This is a genomic window from Streptococcus sp. bf_0095, assembly GCF_004166885.1.
Taxonomy (GTDB): domain Bacteria; phylum Bacillota; class Bacilli; order Lactobacillales; family Streptococcaceae; genus Streptococcus.
This window is the reverse complement of sequence record NZ_RCYU01000003.1, coordinates 1-17,506: the sequence shown is the minus strand read 5'-3', so window position 1 is coordinate 17,506 and position 17,506 is coordinate 1. Positions and strand designations below refer to the sequence as shown.

The window sequence follows — 17,506 nt, the reverse complement described above, 5'->3', positions numbered from 1 at the left end:
TCACCTGTAAAAAGGAGCGAGTCAGCAATCGATTCTTACTTTTTCGCTCCTCCTTTCTGTTTATGTTTTCTTTTTGAAATTAAATTTCTTCTTTTTTGATCAATTCTGTACGAATTTCTTGTGGTGCCAATAATCCTGAATGAACTGGATATGGGCGTTCCAACAAGTCAAGAATGGTTTGTTGTTTTTCAGACACACAGACATTTTCTTGACTCATGTTGTAATAACGAAGGACGTAGCCTTCTTCATTTTCAGCAACTTTAAAGGCTGTTGGGCATACTTGTGGCAAGTTCAGTACCGGATGGTTAAAGAGACTTCCCGTTGCTGCAACGCTACCCTCTTGTTTTGCAACTTGAAGAGCTGTAAATGGCACCTGGAAGGCTTTGGCACGACGGAAAGCTGAAAAACGATCCTGAGCTTGGTGGCACTCTACTGCAAACTCAACTTCGATAGCTCGCAAGCACTGAGCTTCCGGTGTTGGGAAGTAGCCCCAGTCACCTAGCTCACCTGAAGCACGCAGAAGGGTTACTGCGATTGTGTCGTCTCCAAGGATTTCGTATTCGTGCAATCCTTTGTTAGCTACTGTCACTCCTTTGACATCATCATACAAGCTGACAAAGGCTTGTTGGTGTTGTGGATTTTCAGGATTTTCCCAAGAAGCTGCTGGTTTATTTGGCCGTGTCACAACTTCATAGATGCTTTCCGAGTCATTACTTGGACGAGTGTTATGAGTCTTCACCAAGAGACGAATACGGTGATCCTTAGCAGTATTGGTAAAGCTCGTCTTGAAGCGAATTTGCGGGTCATCCACAAAGACGGTCATCACTGTTTCAAGAGGGATGGTTGTCACCTCTTCTGAACGACCTGCCTCTCGGTTCATAAACTCAATAATGCCTCTTTGCTCCGCATCCAATTTTTCATCTGCACTGACTGGGATGGTTAAGTCATGCTTGAGCAAGATTTTGGCATAACGAGCATTGTTTTCCAAGATCTCATGGCTTTTCAGCTCCGCATAGATTGGCTCGGTTCCTTTTGGTTGGAAGTAAATATACTCATTTCCAATATCCCCACGATCCTCGAATTGGATGAAGTCTTCGTAAGCTTCGTTAGTCGTCTTATCGTAAAGGGTCAAGCCATCATCAATACTGAGGGTTACGAATGGTGTATCGAGAACCCCATTTTGGTAAATCCCATCATGATGGGAAGCTTTTCCTTCCAGAAGCTGGAAGGTGGTCCAAGAAAGAGGCGCTAGGTGAACAGGAACCGTCACGCGCACTTGACGCGCAATATAGGGTTGGCGGAATTTATCCTTTGGTAAGGTATAGCCAAAACTTGCCCCCAAGTCTTCAATCTCAGCTTCTACAAGATGCCCATCTAAATCCTCTACATGATAGTCTGGCAAGGTCAAAGCGGCCATTTTCTTGAAGCCTTCTGTCGGGTGCAATTCCTTAAATGGACAAACCGCTACATCGACAATCGTACTGACGGTATCCACCTTGCCATGCAAGCCAGTGTTCATAACCGTAAAGAGATGCTCACTCTGGGCTTTCTGAGTCGCGAGTTTCTCTTTCCATTCGTTCAAAAGGTTGGTTTTGACGAAGTTTCCGACTTGATTGACCTTGGCAAAACGAACTTCCATTTCACGGTGAACTTCGTCAATACTGCAGCCACAGATGCTATCGTGCGGTGCATTTTGTAAGAGCGTCTTCCAGGCATAGGTCAATTGATCCTTGTGGTGATATCCACCAGTGATGATGGTCAAAGGTTCCACCACTTGCTCTAGCAAATTGCTGTTCTCTTGAAAGGCTTGTTTGAGGTAAATACGGGAAGAAGATGTGTTAGCAAGAGTATACCAACCATCCGTTTCCTGACTGGTCAACTCACCTGTGACGGTTGATAATTGTTCAGGAAGGGCACTTTCTACTGCTTGCACGTAGTCATCAAAGGAACTGTGAATAAAGGTCACGTCAGGGAAGAGTTCATTGGCGACGCGAATGGCTTCACTCAAGTTTCGTTGAACGGGTTGGTGGTCACAGCCGTTCATCATCAACCATTGGTTGGTCGATGCATAGTCACGGACATCCGCCAATTTTTGTTTCCAGAAAGTCAAGGCTTCGTCTTTATCCACTGGAATTTCATTCCCGTTACTGTACCAGTTAGCAAAAAGAATGCCGAGTACACGGCTACCATCAGCCCCTTGCCAGTACATCTCAGAAAATTGAGAGGTAAACTGTTCATCTTCAAGGACTTGATTGTCAAATCCGATTGGTTTGACACCGCGACCAAAGGCTGCGACGTGAATGCCTGACTTTTGAAGGATTTGAGGAGCTTGTCCCATATTTCCAAAGGTGTCTGGGAAGTAACCGATCTGCGTAGATTTGCCCCATTTGGCACATTCCGCTTGTCCAATCAAGGTATTGCGGACGTTAGCTTCACTGGAAATCAAGTAATCATCCTGCAAGATATAGAAGGGTCCAATCTTGAGTTTGCCTTCGTCGATATAACGCTGCACCTTGTCACGGTTTTCAGGACGAATTTCTAAATAGTCATCAAGGACGATCGTTTGGCCATCCAAGTGGAAGCTCTTGAATTCAGGATCATTTTCAAAAAGATCAAACAGATTGTCAAACAGTTCCACCAATTGCATGCGGTGGCTTTCAAAAGGTAGATACCACTCACGATCCCAGTGGCTGTGAGAGATGATATGTACAACAACATTTTCCATGAGTAAAACCTCATTCTAACTTAAATTTTTAATGTTTAAAATATAAACTTGTGATTCTAACAAGAATCAGTGAAGCTAAAGCGTGCTCCTTATACTCAATGAAAATCAAAGAGCAAACTAGGAAGCTAGCCGCAGGCTGTACTTGAGTACGGCAAGGCGAAGCTGACGTGGTTTGAATTTGATTTTCGAAGAGTATTAACGAATATCCAAGTAATCCAAGACTAATTCGCAGAACATCATGTTGGCCCAAGAGAACCATTCGCGCGAGTATTTAGTAGGATCATCTACGTGGAAGCTTTCGTGCATGACACCCGTACCACCATCACAAGCAACCAACTGGTCAAGCAAGAATTTCTTCTCGGCTTTATCTGTAGCTGTTAAACCTTGGATCGACAGGGCAATCGGCCAGATATAGCGGTAGAAAGTATGAGAGCTTCCGAGACCGCTAGCGTATTCTCCTTGGTAGAAGTAGGGATTTTCAGGGCTGAGAATGGTGCGACGAGTGGCTTGATAGACCTCATCGTTCACATCGCAGTAACCAAGATATGGAGCAGCTAACAAACTTGGTACGTTAGGGTCATCCATGATGCTAGCATTTCCTAGACCATCCACTTCAAAGGCATAAATCTTTTCACCCTTACTGTTAGTGGTGTAGGCATAATTTTCAATCCCTTCTTGAATCTCAGCCTGCAGACGTTTGGCATCAGCAATCATGCTTTCACTATCAGCTAGATTCAATGTAGTAAAGATTTCTTGGACATAACCTAAGACAACGACCGCAAACATATTGGATGGAATCAAGTAGCTATACTGACAGCAGTCATCACTTGGACGGAAGGCTGACCAGGTCATCCCTGTCACAGCGAAATCTGGCCCAAAGCCGTCATTGACCAGAGTGTCCTCCTTACGATCGGTATCACGGACGAAACGGTATGGTGAGTTATTGTGGTCTTGCTCCACTGTCCAGAGATGAAGAATTTCCTTGACCGCTGTAACAAAAGTCTCATCAAATTGACTAGTTTCTCCTGTTTCTTTCCAGAGAAGATAAGCCAACTGTAAAGGGTAGCAAAGCGAATCCACTTCATACTTACGCTCCCAAATCCAGCCATTGAGGTCTGTATGGTCTGTTTCGTGGTGACCTTTCCAGTTTTCCTCAATATTGAAAGAGTTAGCATAGGGATCCTTGAGAATCAAGATCATCTGACGTTTGACCAAACCTGCAATGGTCTGACGCAAACGAGGATCTCTTTTTGCCACATGAAGGTATGGTCTCAGCTGAGCAGTTGAGTCACGAAGCCACATAGCGGGGATATCCCCAGTTAGTACAAAAGTTGAGCCGTCTTCTAAGATCTCAACTGTATTATCCAAGGTGTCTGTATAGCAACGCTCAAAGACATCCACCCACTCCGGGTACTCCTTGGCACGTTCTGCTACTTGGTCCAGCCATTCTCTGACGATTTCTTTTGAATAAGTCATTCCTTTTCCTCACACGTATCGATTCTTTCCTATTCAGTATAAAAGATTTCAGATGGGAAATACATACGCAAATTATAGCCCTTTTTCTACAAACTTTTCTAGTTTTGAAAAAGACTTTCCCATTTGAGTGGCTTCTGCTAAAATAAAGAAAGAAAGAAAAGGGCTTGAAGGCCCTCGTATGACACAGGAGGTCCCGCATGAAGACCGATATTACTCACATTGATACCCGCTTAGGAACAGACAATCACTCAGCTTATTCTAACGGCAACACCCTCCCTTACACAGGAGTTCCTTTTGGGATGAATTATTTCCTCCCGCAGACGACACATGAACAGGGGGCTTGGTTTTTCAATCCCAACCTTCCTATTTTTCAAGGTATTCGCTTGACCCATCAGCCTAGCCCTTGGATTGGAGATTTTTCCTGGTGTCTCCTCACCCCACTGACAGACATTCCGACTCAAGAAGACCTCTATTTCAGACAGAGCAGTTACCGGGTCCAAGAAGCTGTCTTTCAGCCCCATTATTTAGCCCTCACCTCAGAGCGCTATCAAATCCACACAGAGCTGACACCCAGCCTCTACGGGGCTATTCTCCGCTTTAGAGGGCCGTCTGCACTTTCACTGGCCATTCATTGCCCCAATGGACTAGCTGAAGTAGAATTCGGAGAAACGAATCTACATTTCCACATCCTAGACCAAAATCATACCGACCAACAAACCTATCCTTTCTATCTTCATGTCGAATTTGACCAAGCCATCACTCGCACTCACTGGCTAGGACAGGATTTGATCCTAGAATTTGACAGCCCTACCCTAGAAGCTCAATTAGGCACTTCCTTTATCAACCCTGAGTTGGCCAAATCTCACCTTCCTACAGCTAGCTTTGAAGAGATGAAAGAAAAAGCGAGCCGCAAATGGCAAGAGCTAATGGATCGATTTGACATTTTAGATACGGGCGGAGAGGATCGAACCTTTTTCGATCACTGTCTCTACCGTAGTCTGCTCTTTCCTCAGACTTGTTATGAAGTGACCCCAGAGGGGAAAGCAGTCCATCGCGATTTCGCACACAACCGCATTCAAGAAGGAAAATACTTCACGAGTTTGGGCTTCTGGGATCTTTTTCGGACCACCTTTCCTCTCTATAGCCTAGCCTATCCTGAGCTCTACCAAGAATTTCTCGAAGGCTTCCTCAGCCATTACCGGGATACCGGTTTCCTCCCTAAATGGCTAGCGCCGGACGAAAGAGGCATGATGCCTGGAACCCTCATTGACGGAGTCATTGCAGATGCTATTCAGAAAAGCCTAGCCCCCGACCTCCACACGGAGCTTTTTGAAGCCATGTTGGATACAGCTAGGAAAGAGGATCCAAATGGTCATTACGGTCGACGAGGAGCTAAAGAATATCAGGAGTTAGGCTATCTATCCACCGACTATCACGAAAGCGTGAGTCACACCATTGACTTCTCCTATAGCGACTTTTGTATTGCCCAAACAGCCCAGCTACTTGGCAAGGAAGAGTTGGCCAAAGAATATGCCCAGTCTAGTCTTTCCTATCGAACCCTCTTTGATCCAGAAACAGGTTATATTCGGGCCAAAGATAAGAAAGGTCATTTTAGACCAGACTTCTCGCCCATCAGTTGGGGACGCGACTATGCAGAGTGCTCTGCCATTCAGGCAACCTTAGGCGCCCTTCACGACATCGAGGGCCTCAAGCAACTTTTTGGTGGAGAAGAAGGCTTCACCCACTATTTAACTCGACTAGCCACTCAAGCACCGCATTATGAGGTGACGGGCTATGGCTACGAAATTCATGAAATGAGTGAGATGGCCCAAGCTCCTTTTGGGCAAATTGCCATTTCAAACCAACCGAGTTTTCACATCCCCTATCTCTTTCGCTATAGCCAACACCCGGAATACACTAGCGTCCTGATCCAAGCCCTTCGCAAGGAAGCCTTCCAGCCAAGCTTCCAAGCCTATCCAGGAGATGAAGATAATGGCAGTCTATCTTCTTGGTATATCTGGTCGGTTTTGGGACTCTATCCGACTTGTCCAGGCAAGCCAGTCTATGACCTAGGAATCCCCCTCTTCAAACACCTGCGTCTCTATCTCCCTCAAGAGAAAAAATGGCTGCATATCCATCGTACAGCCCACACAGCCCAGGCACACTTCCTTCAAGATGTTTCCCTTGATGGGAACAGAATCGATAGAGTGAGCCACCAAGACCTCTTGAAAGCAGAGAAGCTGGATTTCCACCTTTCTTGGCTCCCTAAGATCTAAAAAACGAAAAAGAATGAAGAGTTGGACACTCCTCATTCTTTTCTATTTCATTTATACGACCTAATCCCCAACCTTATAGAGGAAAGACCCTTGTTCGGTAAAACTGTACATCCCAGTTCCAGTCCAGAGACGATCCTTGCTGGCATCAGAGTTATCATGGAAGACGACTTCTCCATTTTCATCCGTTTGATCATCAATCGTAAGCCCAGCAGGGATGAATTCCATTAAAAATCCACCTGTGATTCCTCCGTAAACTCCTCCCGAAACAGTCCCATAATCCGTCAAGGAGAGACCGTAAGATTCATATTCGTTAGAGACCAAACCATTTTGATCAAAGACCAATTTATTCCCCTTGTCATCTTGCCAGACACCAGCTACGCTACTATAATCCCCTTGAGCAATTGCTTCAATATCCATCTTTGTTTTCTCTTTCTTATCACTCGAACTCTCAGCTTTCTTTGCTTCACTAGTAGCTGAGCTGTCCTTCGATTGACGAACCGTACTTTCTTTACTTTCAGACCCTGTCTCCTGCTTTTTATCACCGCAGGCTCCAAGGAAAAACAATAGAGCAGAAAGCAATAATAGCAAACGATACTTTTTCATCATGAATCTCCCTCAATTCAATGTATTCTCTAAGCCTAATTTTATCCTTTTTCTAGCAAATTGACAAGTTTCTGTTACTATCAAAAAAGGAACCAGCTGGTTCCTTCTTGAATGCAGACAAACTATTGTTTTACATAAAACAGCTAGATGATTTTCAAAAAATGATTATATTTTTTAATAATTTAATAAGATGAAAAACTTTCCGCTGTGAGAAAAGTGCCTGAAACTATTGTGTTTCAGGCACTCGGGAGTTTTGGAACCTTAGATCCAAAACTAAGTCATGGAACTTCTTCGAAGTTCGCTGACGTCCGTACTCACCTAAGGAAAGTTTCTAAAATTACTTTGTCTTCAATCTGAAAGGAACCAGCTGGTTCCTTCTCTATTTGATTAATGGGCTAACATTTCCTGTGCAATTTCAAATCCTGTCAAGTCACTTGGGTAGTAAGTAGGCCAATTTTCTAATTCCTTATAAAGAGCCTCTTGACTTTCCCCACCGAAGAAAATGTGGAAGTGAGCTGCCTTATTAGGAGCAATTTGGTGGTCACTGAATTGAACATACTTGAATTCACCCGCATTTGGATCTGTTGCTTCAAAGAGATAACGCACTCCACGATTCCCTTTTGTATAGGTTAGTGTATGCTTCCCAGCATAGCGGTATTCGAACTTCTTCTCTTCCCCATTCTTATAGAAGGTCATGGTTTTGTCTGTAATGACAATCCGTTCGACATCTGTTTTATAACCTGTGGTGTAGTAGGCTTTATACTCCTCAGCTGTTTTGGACTTAGTTAGTTTAGCTTTGTAGTCAAAAACTTGATCCAAGGTTCCATTTTCTAAATAAGGATAAACAGACTGCCAGTCTCCCGCATAGTCTGAAAGAGTTCGGTCCTTAATAGCACTGTCTTCAAAGTAGCCATTGGCTACTGTTTTGGTGTCTTCTTCCTCTTCTGGAGCGATTTCTTTTCCGGCTTGAGTCGTTGTTAACTCCAAAGATTTGAGGTTGGCTCCCATGATAGAGATGTAGTCTTCCCCATCTTTCATCTGCTCATCTGTCAAGCTCTCTAATGGATTCAAAACAGCTAGATCCACACCGGTTTCAGCAGATAAGGTTTTCGATAAGGATTTAGAAGCATTTTCTTCAAAGTAGATGACCTTGATGTCGTTCTTCTTGATATACTCTGTCAATTCACTCAAACGAGTCGCAGACGGTTCACTATCTGGTGACAAACCTGAAATAGAGACTTGATTCAAGCCATAGTCCAGGGCCAAATAACGGAAAGCTGCGTGTTGAGTGACAAAGTTTTTCTGTTTCGCTGCAGATAAGCTCTTCGTATAGCTGTCATCCAATTTTTTCAACTTGGCAATATAGGCATCTGCATTTGCTGTAAAGCTAGCCTTTTTATCTGGGTACTGTTTCACCAGTTGATCACGAATCGTTTCTACCATTTTAATGGCTCTCTGTGGAGAAAGCCAGACATGGGGATCGTACTCATGATGGTGTTCTTCCCCTCCCTCATGGTCATGCTCTTCTTCACCACCTGGTAAAAGAAGCATATTCTCCGTCGCTTTGACAACCTTTGTTTTCTTGCCATCCATTGATTTCAACAACTGAGGCACCCAAGTTTCCATATTCTCGTTCTCATAGACAAAGACATCTGACTCTTGGATTTTTGCGCGCCCTTTGGCAGACAATTCAAAATCATGGGGTTCCGAACCAGAGCCAATCAAGAGCTCCACATCTCCCTCGTCTCCAACGACTTGCTTAGTAAATTCATAGACAGGATAGAAAGTCGTCATGACTTTCAATTTCCCTGACTGATTTTGACCACCACTACAAGCTACTAAAAAAATACTACAAAAGGCTAACACGAGCCATGCAAGTTTTTTCATAAGATCACCTATTTTCTAAATTTAACAAAAAGATTTGAGAGCAAAAAGAAGGATACAAATAAGAGGGTAATGGTCGCACTAACCGGTGTATCCGGATAATACGAAAGAATGAGACCACTGACCATCCCCACAAAACCAATGACCACTGCCAGAAGCATAACCGAACGGAAGGTCTTTCCTAGCTTTAAAGCAATACTAGCTGGTAAGACCATAATAGTAGATACCAACAAGGAACCTGCAGCCGGAATCATCAAGGCAATAGCCACCCCTGTCACAATATTAAACAAGATAGACATGAGACGCACGGGTAAACCATCTACATAAGCTGTATCCTCATCAAATGTAAGGATATACATGGGACGAATAAAGAGAATCGTTAAAACTAGGACAATGGCTGCAATGATAAACAAAGCAAGCACTTGCTCATCCGTAATGGTCAAGGTAGAGCCAAATAGGTACTGGTCCAAACTCATAGAACTTTTACCGCCACCCTTCATGATCACCAAAGCCAAGGCCAATCCGGTCGACATGAGAATCGCTGTCCCAATTTCCATAAAATCTTTATAGACTGTTCGTAAGTACTCTAGAAATACAGCAGCTATGATGACCACAATGACTGTAGAAATAGTTGGAGAGAAACCAAGGAAGAGGCCAAAAGCAACCCCTGATAGAGAGACGTGGCTCAGTGTATCACTCATTAAGCTCTGACGACGCAAAATCAAAAATACACCTAAGATAGGGGAGAAGAGACTCATGGCAACCATCGCCAACAAAGCCCGTTGCATAAAGTCATATTGAAATAAACTAAGCATGCTCCTCACCTCCATCTTTCTCATGGACATTAAAGCAACGCCATGGAGAATTTTGTTTTCTCACCAGGTGAATATTGCGATCCGCGTAATGGCTCACCTCTTCGGGATCATGCGTAATCATTAAAACAGCCTTCCCATGGTGGTGGGCACTGTGATGCATCAATTCGTAAAACTCATCCTTACTACCAGCATCCATCCCAGTAGTCGGTTCATCCAACACAAAAATATCTGGATCAGACGCAAACATTCGTGCAATGACAGCCCGTTGCTTCTGACCACCGGATAGAGCCCCTAACGGTTTATCACGATGCTCTAACATCCCAACAGAAGATAAACTAGCTAAAATGTGCTCCTCATCATGATGATTTAACCGACGAAACCAGCCCTTACGAGGATAACGTCCCGATTTCACAAACTCATAAACAGAACTTGGAAAGCCAGCATTGAAACTTGCAATTTGTTGCGGAAGATAAGCGATTCGTAATTTTTTACCCGCTACATTTTCCTTAGCGATTTCAACAGTTCCTACTTTGGGTTTTAAAATTCCAAGACTTGCCTTAATCAAAGTAGATTTAGCAGCACCATTCTCACCCGTCAGGGTCACAAACTCCCCACTATCCAAGTAATAATTCACACCTTCTAGAACAGGCTCTCTATCATAATAAAATGAAAGATCTTTAACAGTAATATAACGCATTAACGAAGATCCTCCAATAAGCGCGATAAAAATTTAGAAATAACCATCTGTTCTTCTTGAGAAAATTCACTCAAAACTTGATTATACACAGCCAAAGTATGATCATGATGATGAGAATGTTCTTCAGCAACCGGACGCCCTAAATCTGTTAACCGATACAAAACAATACGAGCATCTTTCTCGTCTTTCAAAGCTTCCAACATGCCAAAAGAAAGTAATTGCTTAACTGCTTTGGTCACAGCAGCTTGACTGACATTTAGCAATTTAGCAAGCTCAGAATTTGAATAATTATCTTTTGAAAGTAACATTAGAATATGCTCTTGCGTGTTGGTTAAAGAAAAACCACTCGTACAGGAACCAATCAAAACTTCATGCTGATTCTCAGAAATAAGTAAAATAGAATTTAAAAAATGTTCAATCTGATTAGCAACTTTCATATGTATTTCCTTTCTGTTAACCGGTAAATACTTTACCGGTTAATTATAACACAGTAAAGGAAAGTAGTCAAAGTATTTTCAGAAAACAATGAGAATAAATTTAAGGAATTTATTAGTAACTCACCAGTAAAAATTCAACGAATAAAAGAAAAAGACAAGGTCCGAAAACCTTGTCTTTAATACTATACCGGCGGCCGGGGTCGAACCGGCACGTCCTTGCGGACACTGGATTTTGAGTTCCATAACTCCATTATTTAAATCTTACAACCCTGATTTAATAGGGTTTTAAGCCTTTTGAATCTTGCAAAATAGACTCATTTTTCAAATTTTAGTAACTTTTTGGTAACACTCCATACCTTATCGTTCTAAGAGCATCATCAGAGAATAGACGATATGTCCCAACAGGTTATATTCATCCAGAGGTATTCAAGACACTTGTACGATTAACAGTTAATGTAATCATTTTATTTTCTCCTTTAATTAGGGTAAGTGTTTTTTATTATTTTAACAAAAATAACTCTTTAGCCCAAGAATTTGATAATTCATTTTCTAACAAAACTTTTTTTTTAAATTTATCTTATGATATACTAAACTTATCAGCTATTGGTTCTGAAAAAGTGTCTGCCACAGTTTTACTACAAATTCTCATGACTTGTGCCAAGATTTATAAAAAACGGATAGCTATAATAGCTCTTAGAGCAAAAACATGACATATAGGAGGTTAAAGACATGTCATACTTTTATCTTTTTATCGCCATTGTAGGAGAGATATTGGGAACTAACCTTTTGAAATTATCAGACGGTTTTACAAAGCCTATTCCAACCGTTTCTGCCCTACTTAGCTATGGCGTTTGTTTCTATTTCCTCTCACTAGCAATGCAAAAAATTCCTTTAGGAATAGCTTATGCAACATGGTCAGCTGTCGGTTTAGTTTTGACAGCCTCTATCGCAGTAATGATTTTCAAAGAAACACTAAATGTTTATAGCATTATCGGTTTAATTTTGATTATCATTGGTGTTGTCATGGTTAACTTATTAGGAAATGCAGGACATTAATAAAACCGGCTCTATACTATTTGTAGTGGGTAAATCCCCTATGGATATTATGGAGCCTATTTTGTTGTAGAAAAAAAGTTCCATAAGAACTATAATGAAAAGCTAGAATTCTGTCAATATTTTGGACACATTTTGGGAGGGAATTTTGAAGACTAGCGTCCTCCTAATTTTCCCAATAAGTTTTAACTTCTTCAAAAATCTTATTCAAAAGTTCTGCATCTTTTTCTGACAACTGATTTTTTTCTATAACTCTATCTTTTAGTTCTGTTGCCTTTATTTTATTTCTTGCCACCGAAACTGCTATTGAATGTTTCAAAATATCAAACTCATCCTTTGAAAAGTTTGCAATATTGGTAAGATCTAATTGTTCTAGAGGTAAACTACTGATAATTGAATAAGGTTTTTGTCCCAGCAAATAATCTGTAGTAGTCCCAAAGATATTTGCTAATTTCACAACGAATTCTAATCCTGGTTCTAACGTTCCATTCTCCCACCGAGAATATGTCCCTTGTTGAACTCCAATTAATTCCGATATTTGTACTTGAGTTAACTTTTTTGATTTTCTGAGAGTTTTTAACCTCTCTGAAAATTTATAATCCTCTGTATACATAATTCTCCTATAGATATTCTTATTCGTATATTTTAGCTTGACAAAATATTCTAAACGGTATAAAATAGAATTATTCCATAAGGAATATTTATTTTGAGATTGAATATTCCATTGAGAATATTATAGCATAAAAGGAGGTAAAAGCGTATGTAACTAGTAGTCGATTTAAAAAATTTTAATAAAGGAGGTAGGATTCGACAAAATAAAAAATCTTGAAACAAATGTGCCGTTCGTTCCAAGATCAAAACATATTATGTAACAATTATACCACAGAAAACTCTTCAGTTGCACAAGAAAATTTCGGAGGTTTCACAAAAAGATGACCAATAAAGAGTTAGTCAATCAAATTTCTGGCCTAAACTCTACCTCTACTCTTAAAAATTGGATTCAACTGATTAAAGAGATAAGTGGCAAGGAATTTAAGAAAATTAAAGTTCCTATCAGTAGAAATCCCAGAACTCATCAATTAAGTTATACAGTTGCCTATGATTTTACAGACGAAGACCTTAGACAATTTCAAAAGTTAGCTAAACTAAAACTTGAAATAGGTCTAAAAGAGGCTATACAAGCCGTATTTGGGAGTCTAGCAGACAATGAACATGAATCCCTAAACCAAGTAATAGATGAGCTCTACGATGAACTGAGCGCCTTAAAACAGGAATTTAAGCGAGAAATGCGACTGATAAAAATTGAGAATTCCAACCTAAAAAAGAAAATCCAAGATATTGAAGAGTCGATGCAAACCGGCTTACTAGGGTTTGTTAACAAGAGGTCAAAAAATAGGTTCGGCTAATAGCGAGTTTTCGGCTGAGCCATGAGGCAGAAAGCCGAAAATGAGCGTAGATGCGGACGGACCATTTTTGACCGATAGGGTGTGTAGTAACACCACCCTCTGCAAGTTAGGTGTACCATCGAAAAAATTCAGTATTACCAAGGGTTTTGGAGATTTTAAGGGTGGCAAAATTAGGCAAAAAGTTGAATCAAAATCTATGGCAAAAAATGAGCATTTACGTTCTGTATTTGACTGGATTCAAATTCAGTTTGATAAGACTGAATTTTCGCCAAAAGAAATAATCGAAGATATCCTATTTCTTGACTTTGACCTATTTATTGAGAATAAGGGGAGCCTTAAATACTATAACTATGATAGCCAGCTTCATTATGGGAATATCCGTATCTACTATGGATCGAAAGAGTCGTCCTACATGCTTGTCATGTCAGGACAGGCACTAGAGTTCTATAGAGATATGGTATTAGATCCAAATAGTCTCTCCGAAAGACAGTTTCTGAACAACCTCTACTACAATTACATTCATTTTTCAGTAAGACGAATTGATATTGCAATAGATGATTTTAATGAAACACCCTATTTCACTCCTAATCAACTTCTAAAGATTTGTCAGAAGAAACGCTTTCTATATGGAAAAAGCACCTACTACAATACCTACGGAGATGAAACGATCGGTCAGACCTTATATTTAAGAAAACCCAATGATGATGAAAGACTTAGAATTTACGATAAGCGCTTAGAACAAGCTGAAAAGCTCGGGATCAGCAAGCGGTATATAGAAAATTGGATAAGAACTGAGTTAGAACTTAGGAAAGCAAAAGCTCACTACTTCATTCAAGAATGGTTGCATTCAGAAATAGATCTTCTCAACTTTACCAAGGGATACCTCAAAGAAAAAGTGAGGTTCTATAGTGATAGCTATTTCTCAAAACCTTTGAGATCTTGGGAAAAGTTTTTAGGCCATTCAAAACCCGTCTCTATCATTATTTCAAAATCAAAAACAGAACTAGAACAAAAATTAGAATGGTTTACCTATAAAGGTTCAGGAGCTATTCTAAAAGCGTATAAATTTCTATACGACAATAACTTACTGCATGAGTATGAGAAAGCTAACTATCTCGCACTCAACAATATGGAATATCCACCAGATTTAGCAAGTGGATTAATAGAAAGAGCAATACTCTTTAAACGAGAGGATTTGATCCCTACAATCAAAGAAAATATTAAAAGGAGAAATTAACTATGGCAAAAATGCTTTCACAAAATGACTGGAATTTTAATAACATTGGAACAAAATTTGAATTGGATGAAGTCATTCCAAAATTTGAAACGGAAGTCCGAGCAGATGCAAACGGAGAAATTATCAAAAACCGAGATGGTAGCGAAAGACGTTTTAATACCGATAAAATCATTGGTTGGAAATACAATGTAACAATCAAGGATGGACAATTCAAAAAGAAATCAACCCAAGTCTCAGTAGACAATCCAGATGCCTTGGTTGATAATGACTATATCCAAGCAATGGATGAAGTACCAGTTACATTTGACAATTTACAAGCTACTATGATTAGCACGACAATGTATTACAAGGCTGATGCTATCCATTTAGTAGATGTAAAACAAAAATAAGTAAAATACAAGGGGAGTTAATCCTCCCCTTAGTTAATCTAATTAGAAAAGGAGATCACATGATTAAAACTGTAACAAAAGATGACCTTATCGAACTTGGATTTGCTCCAGGAACTGCAAGAAAGATTATCCATACTGGCAAATTACTATTAGTGAATCGTGGTTTTAATATCTACGATAACAAACGTATTGGTACAATTCCAGCCAGTGTCGCTGAAGAACTATTAGGAATTGAACTCCAGAAAGAAGCCTAATGAATGACTATTCGTAAAACTAAAAGTGGTAAATGGACCGTTGATGTTTCTAATGGATTCCACCCAGTCACACAAAAAAGAATACGTATCATTCGGAAAGGATTAAAATCTAAAAAGGAAGCCCTAGAGCTAGAACAACATATTCGAGTTGTAGAATTGAAAGAAAAACAATTTGACTTTGTAGTGACAACAGATATGTTATTCGACTTACTTGAAGAAGATGATCTGAAAAATGGCAGAAAAATAAGCTATACAAGTACACAAAGAAACAATTATGAGCGTCATATTAAGCCTTATTTTAAAGATACAAATTTAAATAAATTAACGTATGACCATATATTCGAATTTCGTGAATACCTAAAAACAAAACCTAAAAAACAAAATGAAAATGAAACATTAAGTCATAATACAATTAATAAAATTCTAATTCTACTTAAAAAAATTTTTGATACTGGTATAAGAAAATCCCTCATTGATAAAAATCCTGTTGAGAATCTGAGAAAATTACCAATTAGGAAGCCTAATATCAAATTTTGGAGTATAGAAGAATTCACGAGATTTAGAGAACTCATTCGAGATGATGAAATAAGCTATGACCTGTTTTTCGTAATTGCTTTCTTTACTGGAATGAGAATGGGAGAAATCCTCGCATTGAACTGGAATGATATAAATCTTTTAACAAATACGATTTACGTTACCAAAACGGTATACTTTGTCAATAATACAAGCTACATTAATACAACAAAAACACGATCAGGAACTAGAAATATAACAATAAATCAGAAATTAGCAGAAATGCTAAAAGATTGGAAAGTAAAACAAAAAGAAAAACTTGAGGAATTTACGAAAAAAACAGACGAACTACAAATAATACAGAGCACACCAATAACAATTACAAAAAATATGATTGATAAGAAGTTTAAGCAAATACTAGAAAGGGATAAAGATTTAAAGAAAATAAGAATTCATGATTTGAGACACTCTCATGCATCATTACTAATAAATCAAGGAGAGGATTACCTTGTTGTCAAAGAAAGATTAGGACACGCATCTATTACAACAACAATTGATACTTATTCTCATTTGTACCCTAGCAAACAGAAAACATTGGCTAATAAACTTGACGATTTATTTTAAAATGGAAAAAATTGGTAACTCAACAAAAACAGAGAAAAAAAGACAAGGTCCGAAAACCTTGTCTTTAATACTATACCGGCGGCCGGGGTCGAACCGGCACGTCCTTGCGGACACTGGATTTTGAGTCCAGCGCGTCTGCCAATTCCGCCACGCCGGCAAAGTATAACTGGGGTAGCTGGATTCGAACCAACGCATGAGGGAGTCAAAGTCCCTTGCCTTACCGCTTGGCTATACCCCAATAATATAAAATAGGCGAGTGATGGGGATCGAACCCACGCATGCCAGAGCCACAATCTGGTGTGTTAACCACTTCACCACACCCGCCATATTCTTATACACGGGCAGTAGGAATTGAACCCACACTGAAGGTTTTGGAGACCTTAGTTCTACCTTTAAACTATGCCCGTAAAGGATGGAAGGGGAGGGATTCGAACCCCCGAACCCGAAGGAGCGGATTTACAGTCCGCCGCGTTTAGCCTCTTCGCTACCCTTCCGAATAATATTAAATTATGGCGCGAGACGGAATCGAACCGCCGACACATGGAGCTTCAATCCATTGCTCTACCAACTGAGCTACCGAGCCAAATATTGCGGGAGCAGGATTTGAACCTACGACCTTCGGGTTATGAGCCCGACGAGCTACCGAGCTGCTCCATCCCGCGTTAATATTAAGGAGGATGTGGGATTCGAACCCACGCACGCTTTTACACGCCTGACGGTTTTCAAGACCGTTCCCTTCAGCCGGACTTGGGTAATCCTCCAATATAATATAGTCCGTACGGGATTCGAACCCGTGTTACCGCCGTGAAAAGGCGGTGTCTTAACCCCTTGACCAACGGACCATAATATTAAAAATGGGCACGAGTGGACTCGAACCACCGACCTCACGCTTATCAGGCGTGCGCTCTAACCACCTGAGCTACGCGCCCAAGTTAAAAACTTGGTAATGAACAAATGTTCAAAGCGGGTGACGAGAATCGAACTCGCGACAACAGCTTGGAAGGCTGTAGTTTTACCACTAAACTACACCCGCTTGAAAAATGGGAGTTAACGGGATCGAACCGCTGACCCTCTGCTTGTAAGGCAGATGCTCTCCCAGCTGAGCTAAACTCCCAAA

Annotated in this window: 15 protein-coding genes and 12 tRNA genes; 7 read left to right on the top strand and 20 right to left on the bottom strand. The window is 40.5% G+C overall.

What is annotated here, in order from left to right; genetic code table 11:
• Positions 1-79 precede the first annotated feature (79 nt).
• Both EAI95_RS07590 and EAI95_RS07580 read right to left on the bottom strand, forming a co-directional pair.
• Positions 80-2,725, bottom strand: coding sequence for an alpha-mannosidase (locus tag EAI95_RS07590; protein ID WP_129822633.1), 2,646 nt, complete (start codon positions 2,723-2,725; stop codon positions 80-82).
• A gap of 195 nt (positions 2,726-2,920) precedes the next feature.
• Positions 2,921-4,201 (bottom strand): glycoside hydrolase family 125 protein, encoded by a 1,281-nt coding sequence (locus tag EAI95_RS07580; protein ID WP_129822632.1) that lies wholly within the window; start codon positions 4,199-4,201, stop codon positions 2,921-2,923.
• A 197-nt stretch (positions 4,202-4,398) separates the two neighbouring features.
• Between EAI95_RS07580 and EAI95_RS07575 the strand changes: the two genes are divergently transcribed.
• The gene (locus EAI95_RS07575) at positions 4,399-6,477 is read left to right on the top strand and encodes a GH92 family glycosyl hydrolase (RefSeq protein WP_129822631.1); all 2,079 of its coding nucleotides are present in this window, start codon (positions 4,399-4,401) and stop codon (positions 6,475-6,477) included.
• Positions 6,478-6,537: 60 nt separating this feature from the next.
• On the opposite strand, the gene EAI95_RS07570 is transcribed toward EAI95_RS07575, so the two are convergent.
• The 5 genes from EAI95_RS07570 to EAI95_RS07550 all read right to left on the bottom strand — a co-directional run bounded on the left by EAI95_RS07570 (position 6,538) and on the right by EAI95_RS07550 (position 10,913).
• The gene (locus EAI95_RS07570) at positions 6,538-7,083 is read right to left on the bottom strand and encodes a DUF6287 domain-containing protein (RefSeq protein WP_129822630.1); all 546 of its coding nucleotides are present in this window, start codon (positions 7,081-7,083) and stop codon (positions 6,538-6,540) included.
• A gap of 384 nt (positions 7,084-7,467) precedes the next feature.
• Positions 7,468-8,967, bottom strand: a complete 1,500-nt coding sequence (locus tag EAI95_RS07565) for a zinc ABC transporter substrate-binding protein AdcA (RefSeq protein ID WP_129822629.1) — start codon at positions 8,965-8,967, stop codon at positions 7,468-7,470.
• An 8-nt stretch (positions 8,968-8,975) separates the two neighbouring features.
• A complete protein-coding gene (locus EAI95_RS07560) occupies positions 8,976-9,779 on the bottom strand; it encodes a metal ABC transporter permease (protein ID WP_125374845.1) in 804 nt (267 codons plus the stop codon).
• Positions 9,772-10,476, bottom strand: a complete 705-nt coding sequence (locus tag EAI95_RS07555) for a metal ABC transporter ATP-binding protein (RefSeq protein WP_023027537.1) — start codon at positions 10,474-10,476, stop codon at positions 9,772-9,774. The genes EAI95_RS07560 and EAI95_RS07555 overlap by 8 nt, the downstream gene beginning before the upstream one ends.
• The gene (locus EAI95_RS07550) at positions 10,476-10,913 is read right to left on the bottom strand and encodes a zinc-dependent MarR family transcriptional regulator (RefSeq protein WP_023027536.1); all 438 of its coding nucleotides are present in this window, start codon (positions 10,911-10,913) and stop codon (positions 10,476-10,478) included. Before EAI95_RS07550 ends, EAI95_RS07555 begins: the two co-directional genes overlap by 1 nt.
• A 729-nt stretch (positions 10,914-11,642) precedes the next feature.
• On the opposite strand from EAI95_RS07550, the gene EAI95_RS07545 reads away from it, so the two are divergent.
• Complete coding sequence (locus EAI95_RS07545) at positions 11,643-11,969, top strand: multidrug efflux SMR transporter (RefSeq protein ID WP_009732038.1); 327 nt, start codon at positions 11,643-11,645, stop codon at positions 11,967-11,969.
• 163 nt (positions 11,970-12,132) lie between these two features.
• On the opposite strand, the gene EAI95_RS07540 is transcribed toward EAI95_RS07545, so the two are convergent.
• Positions 12,133-12,579, bottom strand: a complete 447-nt coding sequence (locus EAI95_RS07540) for a helix-turn-helix transcriptional regulator (RefSeq protein ID WP_000287814.1) — start codon at positions 12,577-12,579, stop codon at positions 12,133-12,135.
• A 319-nt stretch (positions 12,580-12,898) separates the two neighbouring features.
• Between EAI95_RS07540 and EAI95_RS07535 the strand changes: the two genes are divergently transcribed.
• From EAI95_RS07535 to EAI95_RS07515, 5 genes are read left to right on the top strand one after another with little or no spacing between them, the layout of a single operon-like run.
• Positions 12,899-13,372, top strand: coding sequence for a hypothetical protein (locus EAI95_RS07535; RefSeq protein WP_000182279.1), 474 nt, complete (start codon positions 12,899-12,901; stop codon positions 13,370-13,372).
• Positions 13,373-13,412: 40 nt separating this feature from the next.
• A complete protein-coding gene (locus EAI95_RS07530) occupies positions 13,413-14,609 on the top strand; it encodes a replication initiation factor domain-containing protein (protein ID WP_129822628.1) in 1,197 nt (398 codons plus the stop codon).
• Positions 14,610-14,611: 2 nt separating this feature from the next.
• Positions 14,612-14,998 (top strand): hypothetical protein, encoded by a 387-nt coding sequence (locus tag EAI95_RS07525; RefSeq protein WP_001096843.1) that lies wholly within the window; start codon positions 14,612-14,614, stop codon positions 14,996-14,998.
• A 59-nt stretch (positions 14,999-15,057) separates the two neighbouring features.
• Positions 15,058-15,252: a DUF3173 domain-containing protein gene (locus EAI95_RS07520; protein WP_000598356.1), complete on the top strand. Its 195-nt coding sequence runs from the start codon at positions 15,058-15,060 to the stop codon at positions 15,250-15,252.
• A gap of 3 nt (positions 15,253-15,255) precedes the next feature.
• A complete protein-coding gene (locus EAI95_RS07515; protein ID WP_129822627.1) occupies positions 15,256-16,389 on the top strand; it encodes a site-specific integrase in 1,134 nt (377 codons plus the stop codon).
• A 73-nt stretch (positions 16,390-16,462) separates the two neighbouring features.
• Here EAI95_RS07515 and EAI95_RS07510 read toward each other — a convergent pair.
• From EAI95_RS07510 to EAI95_RS07455, 12 genes are all read right to left on the bottom strand, one after another.
• Positions 16,463-16,546, bottom strand: a tRNA-Leu gene (locus EAI95_RS07510).
• Positions 16,547-16,555: 9 nt separating this feature from the next.
• Positions 16,556-16,627, bottom strand: a tRNA-Gln gene (locus EAI95_RS07505).
• A 13-nt stretch (positions 16,628-16,640) separates the two neighbouring features.
• Positions 16,641-16,713: transfer RNA gene (locus EAI95_RS07500), tRNA-His, on the bottom strand.
• A 12-nt stretch (positions 16,714-16,725) separates the two neighbouring features.
• Positions 16,726-16,796: transfer RNA gene (locus tag EAI95_RS07495), tRNA-Trp, on the bottom strand.
• Positions 16,797-16,802: 6 nt separating this feature from the next.
• A tRNA-Tyr gene (locus EAI95_RS07490) sits at positions 16,803-16,883 on the bottom strand.
• A gap of 16 nt (positions 16,884-16,899) precedes the next feature.
• Positions 16,900-16,972 (bottom strand) — tRNA-Phe (locus EAI95_RS07485).
• Between the two features lie 5 nt (positions 16,973-16,977).
• Positions 16,978-17,051: transfer RNA gene (locus EAI95_RS07480), tRNA-Met, on the bottom strand.
• 9 nt (positions 17,052-17,060) lie between these two features.
• A tRNA-Ser gene (locus tag EAI95_RS07475) sits at positions 17,061-17,150 on the bottom strand.
• 9 nt (positions 17,151-17,159) lie between these two features.
• Positions 17,160-17,231 (bottom strand) — tRNA-Glu (locus tag EAI95_RS07470).
• 13 nt (positions 17,232-17,244) lie between these two features.
• Positions 17,245-17,318, bottom strand: a tRNA-Ile gene (locus EAI95_RS07465).
• A 33-nt stretch (positions 17,319-17,351) separates the two neighbouring features.
• Positions 17,352-17,422: transfer RNA gene (locus EAI95_RS07460), tRNA-Gly, on the bottom strand.
• Positions 17,423-17,430: 8 nt separating this feature from the next.
• Positions 17,431-17,503: transfer RNA gene (locus tag EAI95_RS07455), tRNA-Val, on the bottom strand.
• Positions 17,504-17,506: the final 3 nt, after the last annotated feature.